This is a genomic window from Streptomyces odonnellii, assembly GCF_000981895.1.
GTDB lineage: Bacteria > Actinomycetota > Actinomycetes > Streptomycetales > Streptomycetaceae > Streptomyces > Streptomyces odonnellii.
Map to the genome: position 1 here is coordinate 1 of NZ_LATD01000173.1, position 26,370 is coordinate 26,370.

Sequence of the window (26,370 nt, forward strand, 5' to 3'; positions counted from 1 at the left end):
GCATGTATATCAGACACAGCCCCGCTGGGCACCCCGCACCCGGCCCTGGGCGCCCCGCCCGTAGCCGGCCAGGGCGGTCCGCCCCGGATGTCCGACGACACCGCGGAGCTGACTCCGCAGCAGCACGCGCCCGGTCCAGGACCCGGCGGGCATGTCTCCGGCGACACCCTGACCAGCGGAATCCCGGTGGTTCCGGCGGAGTCCCGGTCGCCGTTCCCGGGCTCAGGACCGGGGACCGACCAGGTGGAGCGGCCGGGCGGACCGGGCTCCCACGGCCAGGACCAGGGCTTCTCCGCGCCGGACTTCCCGGGCGCGGTGGGTTCCGCCCAGGGCGGCGGCCCCGCTCCCGTACGTACCGCGCCCCCGGCCGCCGCTGCCCCTGCCGCACCCGCGCGCAAGAAGGGCCGCTCCAAGCTGACGCTGCTGGCCGGCGTCCTGCTGGTGGGGGCGGGCGGTGTCTACGGCGCGGGCCTGCTCATGAACCACTCCGACGTGCCGAAGGGCACCACCGTCCTCGGTGTGGACATCGGCGGCGGCACCCGCGACGCGGCGGTCATCAAGCTCGACGCCGCCCTCGGCGAGCGTGCCTCCCAGCCGCTGCGGCTCACCGTCGGCGGCAAGACCGAGGAGCTGGCGCCGGACAAGGCGGGCCTCAGCCTGGACAGCCAGGCGACCGTCCGCGCCGCGGCCGGCAGCGACTACAACCCGGTCTCGGTGATCGGCTCGCTCTTCGGCGGCCAGCGGATCGCCCAGCCGGTCATCCCGGTCGACGAGGAGAAGCTCAGCTCGGCGCTGACCGATCTGGCGGGTGTCTCGGGCTCGGCCACCGAGGGAACGATCCGGTTCGAGCCGGGCCGCGCCGTCGCCGTACCGGGCAAGTCCGGCGAGTCCCTGGACGTCAGCCACTCGATCATCGCGGTACGGGACGCCTACCGTGCCCAGGTCCAGACGGGCAGCACGAACACCGTCGAGCTGCCCATCGCGCCCCGTGACCCCACGATCAGCCAGGCGGAGCTGGACCGGGCGATGAACGAGTTCGCCAAGCCCGCGATGTCGGACCTGATCACGATCAAGGCCGGGGGCAAGGAGATCCAGTTCGGTCCCGCCAAGTCGCTGCCGAAGATCCTCTCGATGAAGGCGATCGACGGGCGGCTGGTGGAGGTCTACGACAAGAAGGCGATCGAAGAGCTGCTGGACGGCGTCTTCGACGGCATCACGATCACCAAGGGGGACGGGAAGGAGCACCCGGTCTCCGCGGACGATGTCGCGCAGGCGATGCAGAAGGCGCTGCTGGGCAAGACGCCCGCGGAGCGCACCCAGGTGATCAACCTCAACCCGAGCTAGTGCTGATCGCGGCACCAGTTGCCCTGCTTTGTCCTTGAGTTCGACCTTGAGCGCCGGTTTCTCCTTGAGCGCCGGACGGGTTTCCCAGCCCGTCCGGCGCTCCGGTTTTCAGTTGAGCATCGCCCGCGCGGCGCGGGCCCTGCGCCGGATCGCCTCCGCCGTGGACGGCTCGACCGCGGCCACGACCCGCGCGTACTCCTCCATCTCCGTCGCGCCCTGGAGGAACTCCCCACGCTGTACGAGGAGTTGGGCGTGGTCGTAGCGCAGCCGGGCCGGGTGCGCGGGGAGCAGCAGGGAGAGTTCGACCGCCCACAGCGCCACATCGGTGCGCTCGGGGCGGGTCGCCGCCCAGACGCGGATGTTGTTCAGGACGCGCAGCACGATGTCGAGCGGATCGGCCGGTACGAACAGCGCGTCGTCCAGCGGCCCGCCCGTCGCGCCGCCCACCAGCCGCGCTGTGTCGGCACTGGTCAGCAGACGTCCGCCGGCGAAGGGATCGGCCAGGATCCGGTCGCGGGGATCCCCGAAGCCGACCACGAAATGGCCGGGCAGGGCCACCCCGTACACCGGCGCCCCGGCCCGTCTCGCGACCTCCATCCACACCACCGAGAGCAGGATGGGCAGACCGCGCCGCCGGCGCAGCACCACCGGCAGCAGTGAGGCGTCGAGCCGCTGGTACTCGGCGGGGGAGCCCTCGAAACCGCACCGCTCGCCCAGCAGCTCCGCGAGCGCGACCGCCCAGGCGCGCGCCCCGAGCACTCCGAAGGGCAGCAGCCCCGCCAGCCGGTCCAGCTCGGCCTGGGCCGCGTCGAGCGCGGTCTCGCCCAGCTCGGGGTCGGCCTCCGCGCCCACCAGCAGACAGAGCGTCGCCAGGTCGGGACGGGGAGCGCGGGCCTCCTCGGCGAAGCGCCGGCGCAGCTCGTGTGAATCCGGTCGCATATCGGCCTCGTACCCGCTCAGGGGGCTCGGAAGTGGTGATAGCGGTGGTGGACGGCGAAGCCCATGCCCTCGTACAGCGCCCGCGCGGCCTCGTTGTCCGTCTCGACCTGGAGCCAGGCGGCGGACGCGCCCTCCTCCAGCGCGCGCCGGGCGAGCGCGGTCATCACGGCCGTGGCCAGCCCCTGACGGCGGTGCTCAGGACCGACCTCCACCGCCATGAACCCGGCCCACCGTCCGTCGACCACACACCGTCCGATGGCAGCGGGCACCTCCCCGGCGCCGGCCACAGAGGCGAACCACACGGAAGGCCCGCTGCCCAGTACGTGAAGCACATGGGGCCCGGCCACATGGGGTCCCGGCACATGGTGTCCCGGCACATGGTGTCCCGGCACATGAGGTCCGGCCACACGGGGCTCAGGCCCATGTGTGTCCGCCACATGGGGTTCCGGCACATGTGTGCCGGACCCATCAGGGTCAGCCGCATGGGGCTCCGGCACATGTGTGCCGGGCCCAGGGGGACCCGCCGTACCGGGCCCCGCCGCACCGAATCGCTGGTAGCGCCGGAGCCAGCCCGCGCCCACCGTGCGCTCCAGCCGTACCCCGGAGACGTCGGCGTCCTGGTCCCCGACCGGCGCCAGCGCGGCGATCCGTACCTCCGCCGCCACCTCCGGACACCAGCCGCGCCCCTCCAGCTCCGCGCAGAGCAGCTCCTGCGTGCCCTCGGCGCCGGTCGCGGCCTGGACGTACGCGGGCAGTCCCCGCTCCCCGTACCACTCCCGTACCCGCGCCAGCGCCTCGTCCAGCGGCATCCCGGGTTCGCCGAGCGGCAGTACGGAGTTGGCCCGCCGGGTGAAACCGGACGAGGCCCGCAGCAGCCACCCGCCCAGCGGCTCGCTCTCCACCGGCTGCCAGGCCCGGGCGCCGGCCCGCGCCAGCTCCTCGAAATCCGCCGCGGGACCCCGGCGCCTGGCCGGGGCGGCCGGTACGACCTTCCCCGCCACCAGGGCCGCCTCGGGCACCCGGACGCTCTCCCCGGTACGGCGTGTGATGAGCAGCACACCGTTGTCCCACGATGTGAGAACGCCAACCGTGTCGGTGAACTTCTCCGCCCCTGCTCCGCCCCCTGTCAACTGTCTGACTGATACACGTTTGCCCACGTCAGCCGGGGTCACCCGGACCCGGAGCCGTCCGCCCGCAGTGAATTCCACAGCTCAGTCCGCCCCTCCTGTTCGGATCGTGCTCAAGAACGGAGATACTAGATGCGGGCATCGACGACGCCGCGCTCCCGCGCGCCCGTGGACGGAGCCGCAGATCGGCCCGCCGCGCCCTACCGAGGAGGAACGACAGCGTGACCTACGTCATCGCGCAGCCTTGTGTCGACGTCAAGGACAAGGCGTGCATCGAGGAGTGCCCGGTCGACTGCATCTACGAGGGCTCCAGGTCCTTGTACATCCATCCGGACGAATGCGTCGACTGTGGAGCCTGTGAGCCGGTCTGCCCGGTCGAGGCCATCTTCTACGAGGACGACACCCCGGAGGAGTGGAAGGACTACTACAAGGCGAATGTCGAGTTCTTCGACGAGCTGGGCTCGCCCGGTGGTGCTTCCAAGCTCGGTCTGATCGAGCGGGACCACCCCTTCATCGCCGCGCTGCCGCCCCAGAACGGCTGACAGCGCACCCCCCCCGGTCCCGTACGGCCCGCCGCCGTACGGGACCGAGGTGTTTCGCGGGCGGCATTCGCAGACAGCGGGTGCTGTCGCGGTACGACAGGTGTTTTCGCAGGTACGAGTGGCGTACGCGCCCGGTGCGAGCGCGTACGGGAAAGAGTGAGCACGTGTCCGCTGTCTCTTCGAGCCTCCCCGTCTTCCCCTGGGACCGGCTGGACCCCTTCAAGGCGCAGGCCCAGGCCCATCCGGACGGGATCGTGGACCTGTCCATCGGCACGCCCGTCGACCCGGTCCCGGAAGTGATCCGGCGGGCGCTGATCGCGGCGGCGGACTCGCCCGGGTATCCGACGGTGTGGGGCACGGCCGCGCTGCGCGACGCGCTGACCGGCTGGGTGGAGCGGCGGCTCGGCGCGCGCGGGGCCGAGCACGAGAACGTACTGCCGGTGCTCGGCTCCAAGGAACTGGTGGCCTGGCTGCCCACCCAGCTCGGCCTCGGCGCGGGCGACCGGGTCGCGTACCCGCGGCTCGCGTACCCGACGTACGAGGTGGGGGCGCGGCTGGCGGGCACCGAGCCCGTGCCGTACGACGCGGAGGCCTTCGCCGCCGACCCCGCGTCCGCGGGCCTCGACGGGGTGAAGCTCCTCTGGCTGAACTCGCCGTCGAACCCGACCGGGGCGGTCCTGCCGAAGGACGCGCTGACCCGGATCGTGGCCTGGGCGCGGGAGAACGGGGTGCTGGTCTTCAGCGACGAGTGCTATCTGGAGCTCGGCTGGGAGGCCGAGCCGGTGTCCGTACTGCACCCGGAGGTGAGCGGCGGTACGTGCGACGGGATCGTCGCCGTCCACTCGCTCTCCAAGCGCTCCAACCTCGCCGGATACCGCGCGGCGTTCCTGGCGGGCGACGCGGCCGTCCTCGGCGAGCTGCTCCGGGTCCGCAAGCACGGCGGGATGATGACCCCGGCGCCGGTGCAGGCGGCGACGGTCGCGGCGCTCGGTGACGACGCGCATGTACGGGAGCAGCGCGGGCGGTACGCGGCCCGGCGGACCGCCCTGCGGGCCGCGCTGGAGGCGCACGGCTTCCGTATCGACCACAGCGAGGCGAGCCTCTACCTCTGGTCGACGCGCGACGAGCCGTGCTGGAACACCGTGGCGCACCTCGCGGAGCTGGGCATTCTGGTCGCGCCCGGCGACTTCTACGGTCCCACGGGGGACCGGCATGTACGGGTGGCGCTGACGGCCACGGACGAGCGGATCGAGTCGGCGGTCAAGCGGCTGGGCTGACGGACGCGGGCACGTCCTACGAGACGTCCTGCGGCGCGTCGTACGACAAGTTCCGCGACACGTCGCACCTGGATTCCACACCGATGTGGGGAGGGCCTGGGGAGCTGCTGCTCCCCGGGCCCTCCCCACATACACCTCTGCGTGTCTCTGTGGTGCGCGCCTATGTGCGCGCGGAACGGCCGCGGATCAGCGGCCGATCGGCATTCCGACCGGCAGACCGCCCACGAGCGAACCGGCCGACCCGGCCGGAGCGGAACCGGCGGTCTTCGTGGCGGTGGAGGTGGTGTCGCCCACCACCTCACCGGCGGTTCCCGCGGCGTCACCGGCCAGCTTCTGGACGGCGGGGGTCGCCGTCCTGCCGACCGTGCCGACGGTCTTGCCCGCGGCGGGGACGCCCTTCTTGACGGCCTTGCCGCCGAGGTCGCCCGCCACCTCGGTGGTCTGCCGCGCTCCGCTGTCCAGGGTGCCGCCCACGGCGGCGCCGTCGAGCGTGCTCATCGAGCCCAGGTCGGTGGGCTGCGGCAGCGCCGCCGCGCTCGCGGAACCGGCCGCGCCGACCACGGGGGCCGCGCCGACGGCGACGAGCAGCGCGGCACGGGCGATCCGGCGGGTCACGGGGAGGGACATGATGCTCCTTTGGCGGGAGGGAAACAGTGCTTGTCCGTCGGTCGGACGGTGTGACAACCGCTTTGAGGGCGGGGGAAGTTGCGGTGGGCAAGGGTAAAGAGTTGGTAATGCGTCGTATTGTCGCCAGGGAACGAAAACGGGCAAACGCCAGTGTTCCGAAATGGCCGACGAACCGTCACTCCCCTTGCTGGCCAGGGGATTTGGCCCACCGGACGGACCCGGGCGGGACTTCCGGGCCATCGGATGGAAAGGTGGTCGGAAGAGCAGGGGACTCGTCCGTACGGGTGACGGGCCGCACGGCTGAGCGGTGCCTGCTATGGGCCGTTATGGACGGCTGGACCGACCGCGACGAGCCGCACACCGCCCACCTGGTGCCGGTCGCGGTGCCGGTCGCATTACTAGCGCGCGGTGCGCAGGCGGACTTCGTCGGTGGCCGTGTCGGACGGTTCGGCGTGCCGCCAGCCCTTGTCCGCCTCGTCCGCGCTCCACACCCGGTCCGCGTACGAGACCTCCTCGATCCGCAGGACCGCGGCCTGGGCCACCGCCCAGTGCGCCAGCTCCCAGCCGCGCCGGGACGCCGAGTCCTCGCCGTCCCCGCCGGGGGCCGGGTCCCCGGGCGAGCCGGCCTCCGCCTCCGCGCCCGTGGTCGCGGATACGGGTACGGACACCTCGGCGCCCGAGCCGGCCGCCCGTAGCCCGGGTCCGAAGGAGCGCTCCAGGGCCGCCCGTACCTTCGCCGGATCGCCCGGCCGGGCGCTGTCCGGCGACGAGCAGGTCAGCGAGGCGGCCGACCGGCCGGTGAGCGCGGCGGCCAGCAGCGCCGCGTCCGGCTCGTGCTTCGCGTACGCCTGCGGGAAGCCGCTGCGCTGGACGCGCTGCGCGGCCTCGGTGAGCGGCAGCCGGGAGTAGCCGGGGACCTGGGCGAGATGGTCGTAGAACTGCCCCGCCGAGTAGACCGGGTCCTGGATCTGGGCCGCCGTGCCCCATCCCTTCGAGGGGCGCTGCTGGAAGAGACCGAGCGAGTCCCGGTCGCCGTGGTTGAGATTGCGCAGCGCGGACTCCTGGAGGGCCGTGGCGAGCGCGATGGTGACCGCGCGCTCGGGCAGCCCGCGGGAGGTGCCGACCGCGGAGATCGTCGCGGCGTTCGCGGCCTGCTCCGGGCTCATCTCGTACGAGGGACTGTCCCCGGAACCACTGTCGCCGCCCGCGTCCTGTGCCCGCACCACACACCGGGGAGCGCCACCGCCGCCGGACAGGTACTGCGCCACCACATACCCGGCCAGAGCGAGCAGGACGACAAGGGCGGCGGCGATACGCAGGAGACGGCCGCGACGGGAGGGGGAAGCGGTCTCGGACACGCGCCCACCGTACTCATGCACGGGCGGTACGAGGTACCGGGGCGGACCCCCGGGAACGGGACGCGAGGACCGGGGCGCCGGGGACGGAGGGCCGGTGCAGCGACGGGGCAGGCCCTGCCGGGAGGGGTATTAGGGTCGGACCATGTCCGAGAATGTGCTCGACCTCACCCTGGACGGCCCGGCGCTCACCGCCCGGCTGGTCGACTTCCCGTCGGTCAGCGGCGAAGAGAAGCCGCTCGCCGACGCCATCGAAGAGGCGCTCCGTACCCTGCCCCATCTCACCGTCGACCGGCACGGCAACAACGTCGTGGCCAGAACGCGTCTGGGGCGCGACGAGCGGATCGTCCTGGCCGGCCATATCGACACCGTGCCGATCGCCGGCAATGTGCCCTCCCGGCTGGACGGTGACGGGGTGCTGTGGGGCTGTGGCACCAGCGACATGAAGTCCGGGGTCGCCGTACAGCTCCGGATCGCGGCCACGGTCCCCGACCCCAATCGCGATCTGACCTTCGTCTTCTACGACAACGAAGAGGTCTCCGCACATCTCAACGGACTGGGACATGTGGCGGACGCCCACCCCGACTGGCTCGAAGGCGATTTCGCCGTCCTGCTGGAGCCGTCCGACGGGCAGGTCGAGGGCGGCTGCCAGGGCACGCTCCGGGTGCTGCTCCGTACCAGTGGGGAGCGGGCACACTCCGCACGGAGCTGGATGGGGTCCAACGCCATTCACACGGCGGCACCGGTCCTGGCCCGCCTCGCCGCGTACGAGCCGAGGCGCCCGGTGATCGACGGGCTGGAGTACCGCGAGGGCCTCAACGCCGTACGGATCGAGGCCGGTGTCGCCGACAACGTCATCCCCGACGCGTGCACCGTCACCGTCAATTACCGCTACGCCCCCGACCGCGGTCCTGACGAGGCCCTCGCCCATGTCCACGAGGTCTTCGCGGACTGCGGCGTCGAGGAGTTCGTCGTGGACGACCACTCGGGCGCGGCCCTGCCGGGCCTCTCGCACCCCGCCGCTGCCGCTTTCATGACGGCCGTCGGCGGCACGGCACAGCCCAAGTTCGGCTGGACGGATGTCTCGCGTTTCGGCGGGCTCGGCGTGCCCGCGGTCAATTACGGCCCCGGTGATGCGCTGCTCGCCCACAAGCGCGACGAGCGGGTGGCCGTCGAGCGGATCACCCACTGCGAGGAGCGGCTTCGCAACTGGCTGACCACGTGAACCGTCTCACCAAGTGACGGTCTGATCGTCTGCCGGAATTTCGCCGATTGTCACGCGCGGGGACCTACCCTGGCGCAGAACAACGCACAGTAGCGGAGGGAGCGGGTCATGGGCATGCCTGACGGAGCGCGCAGGCCTGAGGAACAGCGGCTCGGACCGGTCATCCGCCGCCGGGAGCAGGTGCAGCCCGGGACGACCGACCAGCGGCTGCTGGACACCGAGGGCGACTCGGAGTGGGTGCACACCGATCCCTGGCGGGTGATGCGCATCCAGTCGGAGTTCGTCGAGGGCTTCGGCGCCCTCGCCGAACTGCCCAGCGCCATCAGCGTGTTCGGCTCGGCGCGGACCCCGGTGGGCTCGCCGGAGTACGACGCGGGGGTGCGGCTCGGAGCGGCGCTCGTCGACGCCGGGTTCGCGGTGATCACGGGCGGTGGCCCCGGCGCCATGGAGGCCGCGAACAGGGGGGCGCGGGAGGCCGAGGGGATCTCGGTGGGCCTGGGTATCGAGCTGCCCTTCGAGCAGGGCCTCAACCCGCATGTCGACATCGGCGTCAACTTCCGTTACTTCTTCGTCCGCAAGACGATGTTCGTGAAGTACGCGCAGGGCTTCGTGGTCCTGCCGGGCGGGCTCGGCACGCTCGACGAGCTGTTCGAGGCGCTCACCCTGGTCCAGACCCGCAAGGTCACCCGCTTCCCGATCGTCCTCTTCGGCACCGCGTACTGGGGCGGCCTCATCGAGTGGCTGCGGACCACGGTCGTCGCACAGGGCAAGGCCTCCGAGAAGGACCTGCTGCTGTTCCATGTCACGGACGACGTGGACGAGGCGGTCGCGCTGGTCACCAAGGAAACGGGGAAGTAGCCGGCGCACGCGGACGGCGCGCGGTCCCCGGCGGCCGGTCAGGCCAGGCCCCGGCGGGCCACCGCCGGGGGCCGGTGGCCCGCGATGGACGCCACCATGTCCAGCACCTGACGGGTCTCCGCGACCTCGTGGACGCGGTAGATCCGCGCCCCCAGCCAGGCCGAGACCGCCGTCGTCGCCAGCGTGCCGATCAGCCGCTCCTTGACCGGCCGGTCGAGCGTCTCGCCGACGAAGTCCTTGTTCGACAGCGAGACCAGCACCGGCCAGCCGGTCTCCGTCATCTCGCCCAGCCGCCGGGTCGCTTCCAGCGAGTGCCGGGTGTTCTTGCCGAAGTCGTGCCCCGGGTCGATGACGATCCCGTCCGCGCGCACCCCCAGCTCCAGGGCGCGCTCGGCCAGCCCCAGCGTCGTCCGCAGGATGTCCGCCATCACGTCGTCGTACGCGATCCGGTGCGGCCGGGTCCTCGGCTCCGCCCCGCCCGCGTGCGTACAGACCAGCCCCACGCCGTACCGTGCCGCCACCTCGGCCAGCTTCGGGTCCACCCCGCCCCACGCGTCGTTGAGCAGATCCGCGCCCGCCTCGCAGACCGCCTCGCCCACCTCGTGCCGCCAGGTGTCCACGCTGATCACCACATCCGGGCAGCGGCGGCGCACCTCGGCCACGAAGCCGACCGTACGACGCGCCTCCTCCTCGGCCGTGACCTCCTCCCCGGGCCCCGCCTTCACCCCGCCGATGTCGATGATGGCAGCACCCTCGGACACCGCCCGTTCGACGCGGTCGAGGGCGGGTCCGTCGCGGAAGGTCGCGCCCTGGTCGTAGAAGGAGTCCGGGGTCCGGTTGACGATCGCCATGATCACCGGCTCGTACGGTCCGAATTCCCGCCGCCCCAGCCGCAGAGTCCCGCCGCTCATCCGCTCTCTCCTCCTCGCGTTCGCCCGTCTGCGACCTTAGGCCCTGTCCGGTCGGACAGGCCCCAGGCCCGGTCGAGGCCCCGTCGAGGTCCTGCCGCCCGGACCTGACCCGACCGGCCCGGCATGGCACGATCGGCACCGGACGTTTTCTGCCCCGGGAGAAGCTCGTGTTCTTGTTCTTGCTCATCGCGATGGTCGTGGTCGTCGCCGCGGTCACCCTCGCGGTCATCGGCGGCGGCGAGCACGCGGTCCTGCCGGAGGCCGCTCCCGAGAGGCTGGTGGACCCGCTGCCCGTGACCCGTCCGGTCGGCCGCGCCGATGTCGAGGCACTGCGGCTCCCCCTCGGCCTGCGCGGCTACCGGATGGCGGACGTGGACGACGTCCTCGGCCGGCTCGGCGCGGAGCTGGCCGAACGGGACGCCCGGATCGCGGAGCTGGAAGCGGCGCTGGCCGGGGCCCAGGCGACGGCGGTCTCCTCGCCCGACCTCTTCAAGAAGCCGGGAGAGGACAGCGGCCGATGACCGGCGGTGCCGTGGAGGGCCCCGACGGACGGCGGCGCTGCCCCTGGGGCATGTCCACGGAGGACTACGTCGCGTACCACGACTCCGAGTGGGGCCGGCCGGTCCGCGGCGACGACGCGCTGTTCGAGCGGCTGAGCCTGGAGGCCTTCCAGTCGGGGCTGTCCTGGATCACGATCCTGCGGCGGCGCGAGAGCTTCCGCGCCGCGTTCGCCTCGTTCAAGATCGCGTCCGTGGCGGAGTTCACCGACGCGGACCGCGAGCGGCTGCTCGCGGACCCCGGCATCATCCGCAACCGCGCCAAGGTCGACGCGACCCTCGCCAACGCCCGGGAGCTGGCCGGCTGGCCGGCCGGTGAGCTGACCACCCTGATCTGGTCCCACGCCCCCGACCCGCCGCGCCCGGCACCCCGGACGTCGGCCGACGTCCCGGCGGTCACGGACGAGTCGGTGGCGCTGGCGAAGGACCTCAAGAAGCGGGGCATCCGCTTTGTGGGCCCCACCACGGCCTATGCCCTGATGCAGGCCTGCGGCCTGGTCAACGACCACCTGGCCGACTGCGCGTTCCGTACGCCCAAGGTCTAGGCCCGGTCCGGCGGATCTTCGTGGACCGGACCGCGGCGTCCGGCCGGTCAGTGGCCCACGTACACCGGCTTCTGCTTCGCCAGGAACGCCCGCACCGCGATCGCGTGGTCGTCCGAGGCACCCGCCCTCGACTGGAGCTCGTCCTCCTTCTCCAGCGTCTCGGCCAGCGAGTGCGCCGCCCCGTACGCCAGCGACTCCTTGAGCGCCGCGTACGCGAAGGTCGGTCCCGAGGCGAGCGCGCGGGCCACGGCTGCGGCCTCGGCCGCCAGACCGGCCGCCGGGACCAGCTTGTTGACCATGCCCCACTCGTACGCCTCGGCTGCCGCGACCGAGCGCGGGAACAGCAGCAGATCCGTCGCCCGGCTCCGCCCGGCCAACCGCGGCAGGGTCCACGAGACGCCCGAGTCCGTGGTCAGCGCGACCCCGGCGAAGGCGGTGTTGAACGAGGCCGTGTCCGCCACCACCCGGTAGTCCGCCGCCAGGACGAAGCCCAGTCCCGCGCCCGCCGCGACTCCGTTGACCCCCGCCACCACCGGCTTGGGCATCCCGGTGATCGCCCGCAGGATCGGGTTGTAGTGCTCCCGTACGGTCGTCATCGTGGTGCCGGTGCCCGCCGCCCGGTCCGCTTCGAGCAGGGCGGTGTGCTCCTTGAGGTCCTGCCCCACACAGAACGCCCGGTCGCCCGCGGCGGTCAGCAGCACGGCCCGTACGGAGGTGTCGTCGGCGGCGGACGCCAGCGCGTCCCGGAGAGCGGCCTTGGCCTCGACATTCAGCGCGTTCATGGCCTCGGGCCGGTTGATCGTGATCGTTGCGAGTCCGTCAGTCACATCGTGCAGCACGGTGTCGGCCATGATCGGGTTCCCTTCGTGGCGCCGGCGGTCCTGTCCGGCCCCAGCATGGCGGAGATCGCCGGCGCCGGGCATGTGACCTGCGTCTAAGAATGCCGGGCCGCCGTCGGGCGGACGGTGGCGAAGTATCGCAGGCGGATCGCCGAATTGAGCCGTTTTGCGGGAGCGCGTTGCATAAGCGATGCCGCCCGATGTTGGTCATCGGGTCCCGCCATGCGGGATAATGGGCTGGAAGCAATGTGTTCGATGCCGGTGACACAGCGCCTGTGATGGGGCCGCCGGCTGCGATGAGCTGGTTTCAGGAAGGGGAACGAGCATGGCGGCCATGAAGCCGCGAACGGGCGACGGCCCGCTCGAGGTGACCAAGGAGGGGCGGGGCATCGTCATGCGCGTTCCGCTCGAAGGCGGCGGTCGGCTTGTCGTCGAGCTGACTCCGGACGAGGCGGATGCGCTGGGCGACGCGCTGAAGAAGGTCGTCGGCTGAGCGAGACGCTCACAGTCTTCGGGGTGCACGGCCACCCGCGGACCAGCACCGGCTCTGCCCCGGCACGGAAGGGACTCCGTACCGGGGCAGCGTCATGTCCCGGCGTCCCGGTGGCTCATTCCGTACGGTGACCCGGGTCAGCCCCGCCGTACCGCGCACAGCAGCCCGTCGCCCACCGGCAGCAGCGAGGGCAGCAGCTCCTGGCTCTCCCGTACGGTCCTCAGCAGCTCCCGCAGCCGCAGCACCTCCGCCGGCTGGGCCGCCGAGTCGACCGTCCTGCCGTCCGCGAAGACCCCCTCGAAACACACGAGCCCGCCGGGCCGGAGCAGCCGCAACGATTCAGCGAGATAGTCGAGGCACTCCAGCCGGTCGCCGTCACAGAAGACCAGGTCGTACCCGCCGTCCGCGAGCCTCGGCAGTACGTCCAGGGCCCGGCCGGGGATGAACCGCGCGCGGTTCCCGGCGAAACCGGCCGCGCGGAAGGTCTGCCGGGCGAACTGCTGCCGCTCGGGCTCGGTGTCGACCGTGGTGAGGACGCCGTCGGGACGCATGCCCAGCAGCAGATACGTCCCCGAGACCCCGGTGCCGGTGCCGATCTCCGCCACCGCCTTCGCGTCCAGGGTGGCGGCCAGCAGACGCAGCGCGGCTCCGGTGCCTGGTGACACCGAGCGAAGCCCTGTCTCGCGGGCCCGGTCCCGGGCCCAGCGCAACGCTTCGTCCTCGGCGACAAAGGCGTCGGCGAACGCCCAGCTCGTCTGCCGGTTGGCGGTAATGTCCCTCTCCTTGTCCCCGTTGGCGGCGCAACGGTGACTGTATCCGCTGCGCCCGGGAACCCGCAGATGGGACCGGGCGTTATGCAGGGGTGTGGCCCCCTCGTGATCAGCGCGGTTCCGCAGGGGGAGCGGGCCGGAATTTCGCGTAAAGATTCTTATCCGGAGCTAACGGGCGGAGTGGCTATGGTAGGGGCTCCACTGGACACCACCAGAGCCGATAGGGGAGGTGCGGCTGAGCCTGTGGATCGGGGAGGAGTGCTCACGCGCTGTCTCAGGTCGGCCGGCAAGCCGAAATCCGTGACCAACATCGCTGACCGTTCTCGCTCTACCGACTCCGCAGTTACCGCGACCTTCGCATCGGATGCGGAATCGCTGGCGTGGACGCCTCCCACCTGGGAGGAGATCGTCAGCACGCACAGCGGACGCGTCTATCGCCTCGCCTATCGCCTCACGGGCAATCAGCACGATGCCGAGGACCTGACCCAGGAAGTCTTCGTCCGGGTATTCCGCTCGCTGTCGACGTACACTCCCGGCACATTCGAGGGCTGGCTGCACCGGATCACCACCAATCTCTTTCTCGACATGGTCCGCCGCAAGCAGCGGATCAGGTTCGACGCACTCGGGGACGACGCCGCGGAGCGGCTGCCCAGCCGTGAGCCCTCGCCCCAGCAGGCCTTCCACGACACCCACTTCGACGCGGATGTGCAGCAGGCGCTGGACACCCTCGCGCCCGAGTTCCGTGCCGCCGTGGTGCTCTGTGACATCGAGGGCCTGTCGTACGAGGAGATCGCGGCCACGCTCGGCGTGAAGCTCGGCACGGTACGGAGCAGGATCCACCGGGGCCGCTCGCATCTGCGCAAGGCGCTCCAGCACCGTTCGCCCGAGGCCCGAGCCGACCAGCGCGCCTTTGTGAGCGTGGCCGGGGAGGGCGGAGCGGCGTGAGTGGCACGAGTCCGACCCCCGCCGAACAGCACCTGGGCGACCGGCTCGCCGCCCTGGTGGACGGAGAGCTGGACCATGACGCCCGCGAGCGGGTGCTGGCCCATCTCGCGACCTGTGCCAAGTGCAAGACGGAGGCCGACGCGCAGCGACGGCTCAAGAGTGTTTTCGCCGAGACCGCACCGCCCGCTCCTTCCGCAGGACTTCTCGCCCGCCTTCAAGGACTGCCCGGCGGGGCTCCGGGAGATGATGACAGCGGAAAGGGGCTGTTCGACAGGGGGCGCTTTGGTGAGGGCGTCTTCGGTGTGCGGACGGACGGCTTCGGCTATGTCCCGGCGGGTGCCCACGCGGGCGCGCTGTCCGGCGGCTCCGGTTTCCGTATCCATGAGGTCGCCCGGCAGGAGGCCGAGCGCTCGCCCTGGCGCGGACGGCGCTTCGCCTTCGCCGCCGCCAGCGCGGTGTCCTTCGCGGCGATGGCCCTCGGCGGCACGATGCCGCTCGGCACGGCCGCCGACGCCCTGCCCAGGGGTACGGGGAACAATGTGACGCCGATGCGGGCCCCCGGCTCCACCCCGGTGGGCAATGAGCCCGGCCGGCGCCAGGGCGGCGGACTCCTGCCGTATTCGCTCGACCACGCGACCGGAGCGGCTGCTCCCGGTGTCTTCCAGACACAGACCCTCGCCGAGCACGCCTTCCCGACGGGCTTCCTCGGGGGCGGCGCGCAGTCTCCGTTGATACGGCCCGCGGGCCCAGCCGTCCAGATCGACGCGGCCTCCGGGATCAGCCCCACCGCCACCCCCAACCCCACTCAGCTCGCGGCACCCACACTGCCCGCGAGCGCGCTGTCGGCCCGGCGCTAGGTCCTGTCCGGTCGGTCTTCGGGGATCAGGCCGCGGCGTCTGGTGGAGGGGGTCCCTCCCGTGCCGTTCAGGCCACGGGGGAGCATCGCAAGGCGGAGGATCGTCCTCGTACTGGACGTACTCGGGCGACTCCGACAACGCGGCGAGGTGCCGTGCCAGGCGTCGCGGGCCCGCGAAGATCGGCCGGATAGGGCCTGGCGGCCCCCTGCGCGGACCTTCGTAAACCTGGTTGAATCCATGCAGGGGTGCCTCTCGCGGGGCGCGGAACGGCAGTTGCGGGGAGAGCATGGACGACGGGAAGCCCACCGGACCCAAGGCGAAGTGGTGGAGCCGTCCCCCAGCGGGGCGCGCGGTGCCGCAGGGGCCGGAGGTGCCCGAGGTGCCGCCGGCCCGGAGCGGCGAGGCGCCGGCCGGGGCCGGCGAGGTCACGGCACAGTTGCCTCCCGTGACCGATGAGGCGTCGGCGTCCGGCGGGCACGCCCCGCTCCCGGCGGAGCGCGCGCCGATGCCCGCGGACCACCCGCCGATGCCCGCCGAGCAGCCCCCGGCACTCGCCGACGCGCCTCCGGCCTCCGAACCGCAGGGGCAGGGGCGCCCGCAGCCGTTGCACGAGCCCGACGCGTACAGCACACCGCCCTACGGCGGTCCCGGCCCCTGGGCGCCCGCGCCGCCCGTACAGCTTCCGACCCCGGCGCACGGCACCACGCTGCCACCCCCGTACGCGAGCCCGCAGAGCCCGCAGAGTGCGCGGACCGGGCTCAACTACCCGCCGCCGCAGCCGCCGCACCAGGGGCAGCACCCCGCCCCCGCCCAGCCGCTCCCTCAGTCCGTGCAGGCCGCGCATTCCACGCAGTGGCTCCAGTACGACCCGTGGAACTCCGCCGGCCCCGCCCAGCCCCTCACCGCCTACTCCGGCGAGCCGCGCAGGACCCGGCGCCGCCGGGCCGGGACCGCCGGCGCGGTGCTGCTTCTGCTCTGCGGCTGTGTCCTGGGCGGCGCCGTCGGCGCGTACATCGAGCGCAACGGCGGCTTCACCACGGTCGAACTCCCGCAGGCGGACCAGGAGTCCGGCGGCCGCGCCCCCGACAGTGTCGCGGGCATCGCCGCCAGCGCCCTGCCCAGCGTCGTCACCCTGCATGTCAGCGGCAGCGACGAACAGGGCACCGGCACCGGCTTCGTTCTCGACCAGCAGGGCCACATCCTGACGAACAACCATGTCGTCCAGCCCGCGGGATCCTCCGGCGAGATATCGGTCACGTTCAGCGGCGGCCAGACCGCCAGGGCCGAGCTGGTCGGCAAGGACAGCGGTTACGACCTGGCCGTCGTCAAGGTCACCGGAGTCTCCGGGCTCAAGCCGCTCCCGCTGGGCAACTCCGACAATGTCCGGGTCGGCGATCCGGTCGTGGCCATCGGCGCCCCGTTCGATCTGTCCAACACCGTGACCTCCGGGATCATCAGCGCCAAGGAGCGCCCGATCACCGCGGGCGGCGAGAGCGGCGACGGCAGCGATGTGAGCTATGTCGACGCCCTCCAGACCGACGCCCCCATCAATCCGGGCAATTCTGGCGGACCGCTGGTCGACACCAGGGCCCGCGTCATCGGTATCAACAGCGCCATCCGCGCCGCCGACAGCGGCACCGGCCTCGGCGGCGGCCAGTCGGGATCCATCGGCCTCGGCTTCGCGATACCCATCAACCAGGGCAAACGCGTCGCCGAGGAGCTGATCAACACCGGCAGGGCCACCCACCCCGTGATCGGGGTCAGCCTGGACATGGAGTACGCGGGCGACGGCGCCCGGGTCGGCACCGAGGCCGCCGACGGCGGCCCCGCGGTGACCGTCGGCGGCCCCGGCGCCAAGGCCGGGATCAAGCCGGGCGATGTGATCACCCAGGTCGACGGCCAGCGTGTACACAGCGGCGAGGAGCTGATCGTCAAGATCCGCGCCCACCGCCCCGGCGACCGGCTGGAGCTGACCCTGCTGCGCGGCGGCCGGGAGCGGAACCTGACGGTCGCTCTGGGCTCGGCGGACGGGAGCTGACGGTGATGTGGACAGGGCCGAGGGGTGACGTGCGGTCGGCACCTGCCCGTCACCCGAAGGTACCGCCCGGACAGGTGCGCCAGGTACCGTGGAGCGGCCCGGACCTCGACCACTTCAGGCCAGGACGGCCCCCGCTTCCGTCCGCGGACATGGAGAACAACAAGGAGCAGCAAGGTGTTCAATGACATCGGCGCACTTGAGCTGGTCACGATCGTGGTCCTAGCCGTGCTCGTGTTCGGTCCTGAGAAGCTGCCCAAGGTCATCCAGGACGCCTCCCGCTTCATCCGGAAGATCCGCGAGTTCTCCGAGAGCGCCAAGGAGGACATCCGCTCCGAGCTGGGCCCGGAGTTCAAGGACTTCGACTTCGAGGACCTCAACCCCAAGACGTTCGTCCGCAAGCAGCTCATGGACAACGACGATCTGGGGCTGAAGGAGATCCGCAGCAGCTTCGACCTCCGCAAGGAGATTACGGATGTGGCCGACGCGGTGAACGGCCATGAGAGTGGCGCGGTGAAGGAAGCCCCGGTGGCCCCCGTCGGGTCGGTGAATGGTTCCTCCGGCACTCCCGACCTGCTCAAGAAGCGCGAGACGCCCGTACGCGACGACCGTCCGCCCTTCGACGCAGACGCCACCTGAGCGCCTTCAATCCCAGCGTGCCGCCATGGGGTGGCTATCCTCCATCTGTCCGGCAGTGAGGCGCCCGTAGGGGGCGGGCCGCTCCGGACGCACGAGATCGAGGAGGCGCCGGCCAGATGGAGACGACGAGCCGGGCTGGGGCGCGGAGCGCCAGCTCATCCACCGTCGGGGGAGTGGCGGCGGTCGCCCGCCGCACGGTCGCGGAGTATCTGCGCGCGCCCTTCCCGTGGTACGGACTGGATGAGGCGTTCACCGGGCCCCGCTGGCTGATGCAGGTCGGAGCCACGGCCGACGGAACGGTTCGCCACGGCGCCACCGGCCATGGTGAGGAGCCGTCGATAAGGCCGGACCCCGCGGTGGACACGGACCGCTTCGCGGTGGTGATCACGGTCGCCACCAGCCCCGAGCGCCGCAGCGGTGACGGCGGCCATCTGGAAGCCACCACGACCTCCTCGGCCGCCTGGCTGGCCGGCTCGGGGCTGCTGTCCTCGACCTGGCCCCCGCAGCTCGACCACGCCCTGCGCGACGACTGGCTGAAACAGCAGACGGAGATCGCGTTCGAGCTGGCGGACGATCTGGACGGGCCGGCCTGGTCGTCCCTGGCGCTGCCGGTCGACGGGGTGCCGACGCCCTTCCACTACCGCGAGTCCGAGTTCGGCTGGGTGCTGGCGGGGTCGACGGACGGCCAGGTGCATCTGGGGGCCTACGGCCGTGGGATGAGCGCGTACGGCCTCGGCTTCTCGGTGATCGAGGACATCCGCGCGTACGACGAGTAGCACCGCGCACGAGCACGCATACGCCCATGTGTAAGGGGCGGCCGCAATGGCGACCGCCCCTTACACATGCGCCTGCACGGGCCTCCACGGGCCTGTACGGCCCAGCACGTCCCTGCGGGGACGGGCCTGTGCGCCTCAGAACTTGTTGCGCGGGGTGATCCCCAGCGACATGCCCGCGAGTCCGCGCTGCCGCCCGCCCAGCGTCGCCGCGACCTCCCGCAGCGCCGCCGCCGCGGGCGAGTCCGGATCCGAGAGCACGATCGGCTTGCCCTCGTCGCCGCCCTCCCGCAGCCGTACGTCGATGGGGATCGCGCCCAGCACCGGCACCGTCGCACCCGTCGTCTTCGTCAGCCCCTCGGCGACCAGCCGGCCGCCGCCGGTGCCGAAGACATCGATGATCTCGTCACAGTGCGGACAGGGCAGACCCGACATGTTCTCGACCACGCCGACGATCTTCTGATGGGTCTGCACGGCGATGGACCCGGCCCGCTCCGCCACCTCGGCCGCGGCCTGCTGCGGGGTCGTGACCACCAGGATCTCCGCGTTCGGCACGAGCTGTGCCACCGAGATCGCGATATCGCCCGTCCCCGGCGGCAGGTCGAGCAGCAGGACATCCAGATCGCCCCAGAACACATCCGCGAGGAACTGCTGGAGCGCGCGGTGCAGCATCGGCCCGCGCCACACGACCGGCGAGTTGCCCGGGGTGAACATCCCGATCGAGATCACCTTCACACCGTTCGCCGACGGCGGCATGATCATGTTCTCGACCTGGGTTGGCCGGCCGTCCGCGCCGAGCATCCTGGGCACGCTGTGGCCGTAGATGTCCGCGTCGACGACACCGACCTTCAGCCCGTCGGCCGCCATCGCCGCGGCGAGATTGACCGTCACCGAGGACTTGCCGACCCCGCCCTTGCCCGACGCCACCGCGTACACCCGGGTCAGCGAGCCCGGCTTCGCGAAGGGCACCTCGCGCTCCGCGGTGCCTCCGCGCAGCGACGACGTCAGCTCGCGCCGCTGCTCGTCGCTCATCACGTCCAGCGTCACGGCGACCCGGGTGACGCCCTCGACGCGGGCGACCGCGTCCGTCACGCTCCGGGTGATGGTGTCCCGCATCGGGCAGCCGGCCACCGTCAGATAGACCGTGACGGCCACCGTGCCGTCCTCGCCGATCTCCACCGATTTGACCATGCCGAGATCGGTGATCGGCCGGTGGATCTCGGGGTCGTTCACCGTCGCGAGCGCCGCGCGCACCGCCTCTTCGGCGGGGACGGAGGTTCCGTACGTGTCGGTAGCCATACCGAGATGGTACGGCGCCGTGCGCGGCCGAGGGAAAGGCCGCCCGTGCGGCCCGCGCCGGACACGCCGGGAAGGCCGTCACCGGCGCCGGTGACGCGCGTCAGTGATCGGAGTCCTCGCGGCCGCGCACGGTCTCGGGCGGGAACACCACCCGGTGCTCCACCATGTCCCGTACCAGATCCTGGAGTTCGGAGCGGATCCAGTCCCGGGTGGCGACCTCGCCCAGGCCCATCCGCAGCGCCGCGATCTCCCGGGTCAGATACTCCGTGTCCGCGATGGAGCGCTCGTTCTGCTTGCGTTCCTGCTCCTGGGTGACCCGGTCCCGGTCGCCCTGGCGGTTCTGCGCCAGCAGGATCAGCGGCGCGGCGTACGAGGCCTGGAGCGACAGCATCAGGGTCAGGAAGATGAACGGGTACGGGTCCCAGCGCAGCCAGCTCGGCGCGGTGACGTTCCAGACCAGCCAGACGGCGATGACCAGGGTCATCCAGACGATGAAGCGGCCCGTCCCCAGGAACCGCGCGATCCGCTCCGACAGCACCCCGAAGGCCTCGGGATCGTACTCGGGCAGCAGTCTGCGCCGGGGCGCCAGCGGCTGGTCGAGCCGGCTCCGGCCGCCCCGCGACAGCGCCGTCGAGCCGCCGACGGTCCTCGCCCGCTCCCGGGCGCCCTCCTTCTCCGTACGCTCACTCGCCACCGGCCACCGCCTCTTCCATCCCGCGGTAGTCCGTCTCGCGCCAGTCCTCCGGCAGCAGGTGGTCGAGCACGTCGTCGACGGTCACCGCGCCGAGCAGCGACCCGCTGTCGTCCACCACCGGCACCGAGACCATGTTGTAGGCGGCGAGGAAGCTGGTGATCGCCGAGAGCGGGGTCTCCGGGTCGAGCGGCGGCAGATCGCTGTCCACGATCGAGCTGACCAGGGTGTACGGCGGATCCCGCAGCAGCCGCTGGAAGTGGACCGTCCCCAGATACCGGCCCGTCGGCGTCTCGTCCGGCGGGCGGCACACATAGACCTGCGCGGCGAGCGCGGGGGAGAGGTCCTGCTGCCGCACCCGCGCCAGCGCGTCCGCGACCGTCGCGTCCGGGCGCAGCACGATCGGGTCGGTCGTCATCAGCCCGCCCGCGGTCCGCTCCTCGTACGCCATCAGCCGCCGTACGTCCGCCGCGTCGTCCGGCCGCATCAGCGTCAGCAGCCGCTCCTTGTCCCCCTCGGGCAGCTCGGAGAGCAGATCCGCCGCGTCGTCCGGGTCCATCGCCTCCAGCACATCGGCCGCGCGCTCCTCCTCCAGCTTGCCGAGGATCTCCACCTGGTCGTCCCCGGGCAGCTCCTCCATGACATCCGCGAGCCGGTCGTCGTCGAGGGCCGCGGCCACCTCCACCCGCCGCTTCGGGGTGAGATGGTGCAGCGCGTTGGCGAGGTCCGCGGGGCGCAGCCGCTCGAAGGTGGCGACCAGGCTCTCCGCGCCCTGCCCCTCCTCCTCCAGCGAGAAACCGGTGACCGCCGACCACTCGACGGTCAGCGCCTCCCCGCGCCGCCGCAGCGCGCCGCCCTTCCTGCCCCGCCGTACATAGACCTTGTCGACCTCCCAGTCGCGGCGGGCCGGGAGCTGCCGGATCGCGACATCGAGGACCGTCACCTCCTCGCCGCTGTCCGCCAGCCGCACCCGCCGGTCGAGCAGCTCCCCGAGGACCAGACGCTCGGTGGGGCGCTGCTCGAAGCGCCGTACGTTCAGCACGCCCGTGGTGATCACCTGGCCCGACTCGATCCCGGTGACCCGGGTCATGGGCAGGAAGATCCGGCGCCGGCTGAGCACCTCGACGACCAGACCGAGCAGCCGCGGCGGCCGGCGGCCGACCCGCAGCATCGCCACCAGATCGCGGACGCGCCCCACCTGGTCGCCGTTGGGGTCGAAGACCGGCACACCGGCGAGATGCGAGACGAAGATCCGAGGGGCGCCGGCCGCCATCGCACGCGCCTCCTTGTTCCTGAACGGTCCCTGAATGTCGTTCTATCCAGCGCGATTACGGGTTCAGGCTAGCCCGTACCAGTGCGCCGCGCCCTGGCGGAACAGTCCGTCCGGCGTGCGTACGGCTCTCTGTCGAGCGGCCGGGACCGCCCGGGTACGCTGCGGTCTGCCACCCGCCACCGTGCATGAGAGGCAGTGCGTCTGTGTCCCTTCTCCTGTCGTCCGGCCGTTCGCGCCGGGCCGCTCTTCCCGTCGCGCTCTGCGTCGGGCTGGCCGCGGTACTGACGGCGTGCGGTGAGGATCCGGACAAGGGAACCAACGGCCTGGGGAAGCTCTCCGCCACCGAGATCGAGAGAAAGGCGCAGTCCGCGGCGGCCACCGCGACCGCGGTCCGGCTCTCCGGCTCACTGGTGACCGGCGGCGAGACCTACAAGCTCAATATGCAGCTCAAGAAGAGCGGCGGCATCGGGACCGTCACCTCGAAGGACAGCACTTTCCAGCTCCTGCGCATCGAGGACGAGCTGTATCTGAAGGCCGACGCCGGTTTCTGGAGCCACGCGGACGGCGGCGCCGAGGGCGAGGAGCCCACCGAGGACGATGTCTCGGCGGCCGAGAAGCTGAGCGACAAGTATGTGAAGGTCCCGGAGGGCGACTCCTCGTACGAGCAGCTCAGCGGCTTCACGGACAAGCGGGTGCTGCTCGACGGGATACTCGCGCTGCACGGCAAGCTGACCAAGGGCGACCGCGCCAGGATCGGCGGCCAGCGGACGATCAAGGTCAATGGCGGCGAGGGCGACGGCGGGACGCTGGACGTCTCGCTGGAGGGCGTGCCGTACCCGCTGCAACTGGTGCGCGCGGGCGGCGCCGGTACGGTCACGTTGTCCGACTGGGGCAAGGACTTCGTGCTGGAGGCACCGTCGAAGGAGGAGACCGTCGACTACGGCAGCCGCCTGCCGAAGACCGACGACGAGCAGGACCAGTAGAACTAACAGGACTATTGGAGTCCCGGCTGCTCACTCGTCTTCGAGCGCCGGGACGACCGGTTTCCGGCGGGAGCGGATTGGCGAGTGGTCGCCATTGTCGGCAGGGGCACCGCGGCCAGCGAACCCGACGGCAGATCGGTGATCACCTCGCGGGGCGTCAGCCGCAGCACCCGGCACTCACGCGCCCACCGCTCCGGCATGTCCTCGGCGTCCGGGGCGTTGAGCCGCTTGCCCTTGAGTTCGGCGACGGCCTCCTCCCAGGCCTCCGAGCGCGGCGCCAGCTCCGTGATGTCCGCCGTCCAGGCCACCAGCCGGCCGCCCTTGTCCTTGCTGCGTACGGTCACCTCAGCCGTGGAGCCGTCGGCGAGGCCGGGCAGCGGCTGCTCGCCGGGGCCGTCCCCGACCAGATAGGCGGCGCCCTCGTACCAGATGTGCCAGAGCGCGCGACCGGGACCCGGACCCCGTACCCAGATGAGGCCGGACTTCTTGGTGGCCTCCTCGACAAGCGCCTGGCCGAGCCGCGGATCTGTCATGCCCGCAGCTTAGCCAGGCGCGGGGAACCGGCTCCACAGCCGCAGTCCGCAGCCGCCGGACAGGGCCTAGGGCGTGTCTTCAAAGTCGCGTCGTCCGCCCGAAGGGCGGGGCCGACGGCGTCTGGTGCGTGCGATCGCAAGGCGGAGGGTCATCCTCGTACTGGACGTACTTGGATGATCCCGACAACGCGGCGAGCGTGCGTGCCAGGCGTCGCCGGTCAGACGGGACTTTGAAGACACGCCCTAGAGCCAGCCGTTGCGCTTGAGGGTGCGATGGATCGTCACACAGACGACCGCGATCGCGCCCAGCACCATCGGGTAGCCGAACTTCCAGTGCAGCTCCGGCATGTGATCGAAGTTCATGCCGTACACCCCGCAGATGGCCGTCGGTACGGCGATGATGGCCGCCCACGATGTGATCTTGCGCATGTCCTCGTTCTGCGCGACGGTCGCCTGCGCGAGATTGGCCTGGAGGATCGAGTTCAGCAGTTCGTCGAAGCCGATCACCTGCTCGTGCACCTGCGCGAGATGGTCGGCGACGTCGCGGAAGTACTTCTGGATGTCGGGGTCGACCAGCCGCATCGGCCGCTCGCTCAGGAGCTGCATCGGCCGCAGCAGCGGCGACACGGCCCGCTTGAACTCCAGCACCTCACGCTTGAGCTGGTAGATCCGCCCGGCGTCGGAGCCGCGCGGACTGCCCTTCGCGGGCGCCGAGAACACATCGATCTCGACCTCGTCGATATCGTCCTGGACGGCCGACGCCACCGCGATGTAGCCGTCCACGACATGGTCCGCGATGGAGTGCAGCACCGCCGAGGGCCCTTTGGACAGCAACTCGGTGTCCTCCTCCAGCCGGTGGCGCAGGGCGCGCAGCGAGCCCTTGCCGCCGTGCCGGACGGTGATCACGAAGTCCCGCCCTGTGAAGCACATCACCTCACCGGTGTCCACGACCTCGCTGGTCGCGGTCAGTTCGGCGTGCTCGACATAGTGGATGGTCTTGAAGACGGTGAACAGGGTGTCGTCGTACCGCTCCAGCTTGGGCCGCTGATGCGCCTGCACCGCGTCCTCCACCGCGAGCGGGTGCAGCCCGAACTCGGCCGCGATACCGGCGAATTCCTCCTCGGTCGGCTCGTGCAGGCCGATCCAGGCGAAGCCGCCGCCCTCCCGTACCCGCAGCATCGCCTCGTGCGGGGTGACACACGGGTCCTCCACCACCCGGCGGCCCTTGCGGTACACCGCGCAGTCGACGACCGCGCTGGAGGCGGACGGGTCGCGGGTGGGGTCGTACGAGTCGAACTTGGTGTAGGCGGCGGCGGTCCGGCGCAGGGCCGGGCGGACCGCTGCGCGCAGGTCTCGGATCATCGACATGGCGGGCTCCTTCACGGAGAGGCCGTCGGCGAGGTGGCACAGCCCGGAATGGGGACGTGGTGCATACGTCCGCAAAGCGGGCGGCACCGCGGGGTCGCGGTGACGGCGTTCGCTACAGACAGGCTGGAAACACAGACAAGAGGCCGAGAGCGTGAGAACGAGAGAAAAGGCGCTCTTCCGTCGTGCGGAGGCCGTGCCTGGACTGCCGGGGCCTCAGATCCCCGTGACCCGGATCACCGGGACGAGAGCGGGGCGGAAGAGCGGTTGGTACTGGCCGGGTGACTTCGATCCACCGCAGCCCCACCTCCTCCGGCCGGTCCCCCGTGGGGGACGACGTGTCATCGGGACTCGGAGAGTGGCGCTCGGCGCACACTGTCCCGACCAGCGGCCAAGACTATCAGCCGACAGACGTCAATCTCTTCCTCTGCCCGATTCCGTAGCGATCTATGCTCCGCGTATGGCAGAAATTCTCGCTCTGGTCGAGGCCAGGCTCCGTACAGCGCTGGGCGAACCGGACGCGCGGGCCGCGGTCACCTTCCTGGGAACTGACCGTATCGAGGTGCTCCGTTTCCAGGACTCCGGGAGCGGCTCCCAGGACGGCGACGGTGCCGGAGTGACGCGGTACGCCACACTCGGGATGTCGGCGCAGCCCATGGCCGACCCGTCCGCCGTGCTGGCCGACCCCGTGAAGGGCCCGCGGGCCGAGCTGCTCCTGACCGTGCGGACCGGACTGGCCGACACCGATCAGGTGCTGCGCCCGCTCGCCGTACTCGCCGCGTCCCCGCAGGTCGAGGGCGTGGTCATGGCCTCGGGCGGCTCCCTGGACCTCGGCGGCCCGCTCTGGCCGGGGGCGCCCTTCCACTCCGTGCTGATCGGGGAGTCCGGCGGGCTGGTGCCGGATCTGGAGCTGGACGCGCCCCTGGAGCCGGTACGGTTTCTGCCGCTGCTGCCGATGACACCCAACGAGGCGGCATGGAAGCGGGCACGGGGCGCGCGGGAGCTTCAGGAGCGCTGGCTGGCGCACGGCACGGATCTCCGCGATCCGGTGCGCCGCTCCGTACCGTTGGACTGACGGTGATCCGTGGACCGGTGGTGCGGCCGATGGACCGGCTCATGGTGTGCGGCTGGACCGGTCTCATGGTGTGCGGCGGGCTTTGAATCGTTCCACCGGGACGGACTCGGTCCGGACGGGTGATCGTCCTTGACGCGACGTCGGCCGGGGAGGACCGTGGGGCGCTATGAGGGGCGAACCCAGTTGCCCGAAGTGCGGTGGCCGGGTCAGGGCGCCCGGTCTTTTCGCCGACTCCTGGCAGTGTGATGTGCACGGCACCGTGCATCCGCTCCAGCCCGTGATACCGCCCAGTGTCGAGGCCCTCGGTGTGGTGGTGCACCGTGCGCGGGTCCCAGTGTGGATGCCCTGGCCGCTGCCCGTCGGCTGGCTCTTCACCGGAGTGGCGTACGCGGGGGACGACCGCAGCGGGGGCCGGGCCACCGCCGTCGCCTGCTCGGGTCCCGCCCCGCTCGGCGGCATGGGGGAGCTGCTGCTCGTCGCGGAGGAACTGGGG

Annotated in this window: 25 protein-coding genes and 4 pseudogenes; 16 read left to right on the forward strand and 13 right to left on the reverse strand. The window is 71.6% G+C overall.

The window, feature by feature from the left end; translation table 11 throughout:
• A pseudogene (locus WH07_RS17195) lies at positions 1-1,344 on the forward strand (hypothetical protein); the annotation flags it as partial.
• Positions 1,345-1,452: 108 nt separating this feature from the next.
• Here the strand turns inward: WH07_RS17195 and WH07_RS17200 are convergent.
• The 3 genes and pseudogenes from WH07_RS17200 to WH07_RS42320 form a co-directional block, all read right to left on the reverse strand.
• Positions 1,453-2,283: a transglutaminase-like domain-containing protein gene (locus WH07_RS17200; RefSeq protein ID WP_046500832.1), complete on the reverse strand. Its 831-nt coding sequence runs from the start codon at positions 2,281-2,283 to the stop codon at positions 1,453-1,455.
• Between the two features lie 17 nt (positions 2,284-2,300).
• A pseudogene (locus WH07_RS42315) lies at positions 2,301-2,630 on the reverse strand (GNAT family N-acetyltransferase); the annotation flags it as partial.
• A gap of 195 nt (positions 2,631-2,825) precedes the next feature.
• Positions 2,826-3,491 (reverse strand): annotated as a pseudogene (locus tag WH07_RS42320) (GNAT family N-acetyltransferase, cg3035/Rv0428c family); the annotation flags it as partial.
• 140 nt (positions 3,492-3,631) lie between these two features.
• On the opposite strand from WH07_RS42320, the gene fdxA reads away from it, so the two are divergent.
• Positions 3,632-3,952: a ferredoxin gene (gene fdxA, locus WH07_RS17210; RefSeq protein WP_003985062.1), complete on the forward strand. Its 321-nt coding sequence runs from the start codon at positions 3,632-3,634 to the stop codon at positions 3,950-3,952.
• A gap of 164 nt (positions 3,953-4,116) precedes the next feature.
• Positions 4,117-5,229: a succinyldiaminopimelate transaminase gene (gene dapC / locus WH07_RS17215; RefSeq protein ID WP_046500838.1), complete on the forward strand. Its 1,113-nt coding sequence runs from the start codon at positions 4,117-4,119 to the stop codon at positions 5,227-5,229.
• Between the two features lie 186 nt (positions 5,230-5,415).
• On the opposite strand, the gene WH07_RS17220 is transcribed toward dapC, so the two are convergent.
• Both WH07_RS17220 and WH07_RS17225 read right to left on the reverse strand, forming a co-directional pair.
• Positions 5,416-5,856 (reverse strand): hypothetical protein, encoded by a 441-nt coding sequence (locus WH07_RS17220; protein ID WP_046500840.1) that lies wholly within the window; start codon positions 5,854-5,856, stop codon positions 5,416-5,418.
• 398 nt (positions 5,857-6,254) lie between these two features.
• Complete coding sequence (locus WH07_RS17225) at positions 6,255-7,214, reverse strand: hypothetical protein (protein ID WP_106409598.1); 960 nt, start codon at positions 7,212-7,214, stop codon at positions 6,255-6,257.
• 142 nt (positions 7,215-7,356) lie between these two features.
• On the opposite strand from WH07_RS17225, the gene dapE reads away from it, so the two are divergent.
• Positions 7,357-8,436: a succinyl-diaminopimelate desuccinylase gene (gene dapE / locus WH07_RS17230; protein WP_046500842.1), complete on the forward strand. Its 1,080-nt coding sequence runs from the start codon at positions 7,357-7,359 to the stop codon at positions 8,434-8,436.
• A gap of 108 nt (positions 8,437-8,544) precedes the next feature.
• Positions 8,545-9,294: an LOG family protein gene (locus WH07_RS17235; RefSeq protein WP_046500844.1), complete on the forward strand. Its 750-nt coding sequence runs from the start codon at positions 8,545-8,547 to the stop codon at positions 9,292-9,294.
• Between the two features lie 38 nt (positions 9,295-9,332).
• Here WH07_RS17235 and folP read toward each other — a convergent pair whose 3' ends face one another.
• Entirely contained in the window at positions 9,333-10,205 is an 873-nt protein-coding gene (gene folP, locus WH07_RS17240) for a dihydropteroate synthase (RefSeq protein ID WP_046500845.1), read from the reverse strand.
• A 167-nt stretch (positions 10,206-10,372) separates the two neighbouring features.
• Between folP and WH07_RS17245 the strand changes: the two genes are divergently transcribed.
• Positions 10,373-10,726, forward strand: a complete 354-nt coding sequence (locus tag WH07_RS17245; RefSeq protein ID WP_046500846.1) for a hypothetical protein — start codon at positions 10,373-10,375, stop codon at positions 10,724-10,726.
• A complete protein-coding gene (locus tag WH07_RS17250) occupies positions 10,723-11,307 on the forward strand; it encodes a DNA-3-methyladenine glycosylase I (protein ID WP_046500847.1) in 585 nt (194 codons plus the stop codon). Before WH07_RS17245 ends, WH07_RS17250 begins: the two co-directional genes overlap by 4 nt.
• 47 nt (positions 11,308-11,354) lie before the next feature.
• On the opposite strand, the gene chcB is transcribed toward WH07_RS17250, so the two are convergent.
• Positions 11,355-12,158, reverse strand: coding sequence for a 2-cyclohexenylcarbonyl CoA isomerase (gene chcB / locus WH07_RS17255; protein ID WP_046500848.1), 804 nt, complete (start codon positions 12,156-12,158; stop codon positions 11,355-11,357).
• A 313-nt stretch (positions 12,159-12,471) separates the two neighbouring features.
• Here chcB and WH07_RS37650 point away from each other — a divergent pair, with 313 nt between their 5' ends.
• Entirely contained in the window at positions 12,472-12,639 is a 168-nt protein-coding gene (locus tag WH07_RS37650; RefSeq protein ID WP_003966491.1) for a DUF3117 domain-containing protein, read from the forward strand.
• A 137-nt stretch (positions 12,640-12,776) separates the two neighbouring features.
• Here WH07_RS37650 and WH07_RS17260 read toward each other — a convergent pair.
• Positions 12,777-13,443: pseudogene (locus WH07_RS17260) on the reverse strand (O-methyltransferase).
• A 152-nt stretch (positions 13,444-13,595) separates the two neighbouring features.
• Here WH07_RS17260 and sigE point away from each other — a divergent pair.
• From sigE to WH07_RS17285, 5 genes are all read left to right on the forward strand, one after another.
• On the forward strand, positions 13,596-14,354 hold the full coding sequence (gene sigE, locus WH07_RS17265) for an RNA polymerase sigma factor SigE (RefSeq protein WP_198533828.1): 759 nt from the start codon (positions 13,596-13,598) through the stop codon (positions 14,352-14,354).
• Entirely contained in the window at positions 14,351-15,211 is an 861-nt protein-coding gene (locus WH07_RS17270) for a zf-HC2 domain-containing protein (RefSeq protein WP_046500852.1), read from the forward strand. The genes sigE and WH07_RS17270 overlap by 4 nt, the downstream gene beginning before the upstream one ends.
• Positions 15,212-15,497: 286 nt before the next feature.
• Positions 15,498-17,249 (forward strand): trypsin-like peptidase domain-containing protein, encoded by a 1,752-nt coding sequence (locus WH07_RS17275; RefSeq protein WP_052744440.1) that lies wholly within the window; start codon positions 15,498-15,500, stop codon positions 17,247-17,249.
• Between the two features lie 174 nt (positions 17,250-17,423).
• Complete coding sequence (locus WH07_RS17280; RefSeq protein ID WP_046500853.1) at positions 17,424-17,885, forward strand: sec-independent translocase; 462 nt, start codon at positions 17,424-17,426, stop codon at positions 17,883-17,885.
• Positions 17,886-18,001: 116 nt separating this feature from the next.
• Complete coding sequence (locus WH07_RS17285; protein ID WP_106409599.1) at positions 18,002-18,661, forward strand: hypothetical protein; 660 nt, start codon at positions 18,002-18,004, stop codon at positions 18,659-18,661.
• A 135-nt stretch (positions 18,662-18,796) separates the two neighbouring features.
• Here the strand turns inward: WH07_RS17285 and WH07_RS17290 are convergent, their stop codons facing one another.
• From WH07_RS17290 to WH07_RS17300, 3 genes are all read right to left on the reverse strand, one after another.
• Positions 18,797-19,957, reverse strand: a complete 1,161-nt coding sequence (locus tag WH07_RS17290) for an Mrp/NBP35 family ATP-binding protein (protein WP_046500855.1) — start codon at positions 19,955-19,957, stop codon at positions 18,797-18,799.
• A 100-nt stretch (positions 19,958-20,057) separates the two neighbouring features.
• Positions 20,058-20,651, reverse strand: a complete 594-nt coding sequence (locus WH07_RS17295; protein ID WP_046500856.1) for a DUF1003 domain-containing protein — start codon at positions 20,649-20,651, stop codon at positions 20,058-20,060.
• On the reverse strand, positions 20,641-21,921 hold the full coding sequence (locus WH07_RS17300; protein ID WP_046500857.1) for a magnesium transporter MgtE N-terminal domain-containing protein: 1,281 nt from the start codon (positions 21,919-21,921) through the stop codon (positions 20,641-20,643). The genes WH07_RS17295 and WH07_RS17300 overlap by 11 nt, the downstream gene beginning before the upstream one ends.
• A 203-nt stretch (positions 21,922-22,124) precedes the next feature.
• Here WH07_RS17300 and WH07_RS17305 point away from each other — a divergent pair, with 203 nt between their 5' ends.
• Positions 22,125-22,904: a hypothetical protein gene (locus tag WH07_RS17305; protein WP_232788936.1), complete on the forward strand. Its 780-nt coding sequence runs from the start codon at positions 22,125-22,127 to the stop codon at positions 22,902-22,904.
• Between the two features lie 11 nt (positions 22,905-22,915).
• Here the strand turns inward: WH07_RS17305 and WH07_RS17310 are convergent, their stop codons facing one another.
• Complete coding sequence (locus tag WH07_RS17310) at positions 22,916-23,437, reverse strand: hypothetical protein (RefSeq protein WP_046500859.1); 522 nt, start codon at positions 23,435-23,437, stop codon at positions 22,916-22,918.
• 243 nt (positions 23,438-23,680) lie between these two features.
• A complete protein-coding gene (locus WH07_RS17315) occupies positions 23,681-24,805 on the reverse strand; it encodes a magnesium and cobalt transport protein CorA (protein WP_046500860.1) in 1,125 nt (374 codons plus the stop codon).
• A 457-nt stretch (positions 24,806-25,262) separates the two neighbouring features.
• On the opposite strand from WH07_RS17315, the gene WH07_RS17320 reads away from it, so the two are divergent.
• Positions 25,263-25,877: a suppressor of fused domain protein gene (locus WH07_RS17320; RefSeq protein ID WP_046500861.1), complete on the forward strand. Its 615-nt coding sequence runs from the start codon at positions 25,263-25,265 to the stop codon at positions 25,875-25,877.
• 166 nt (positions 25,878-26,043) lie between these two features.
• A partial coding sequence (locus WH07_RS17325) for a DUF6758 family protein (protein WP_046500865.1) occupies positions 26,044-26,370 on the forward strand: 327 nt, incomplete at its 3' end.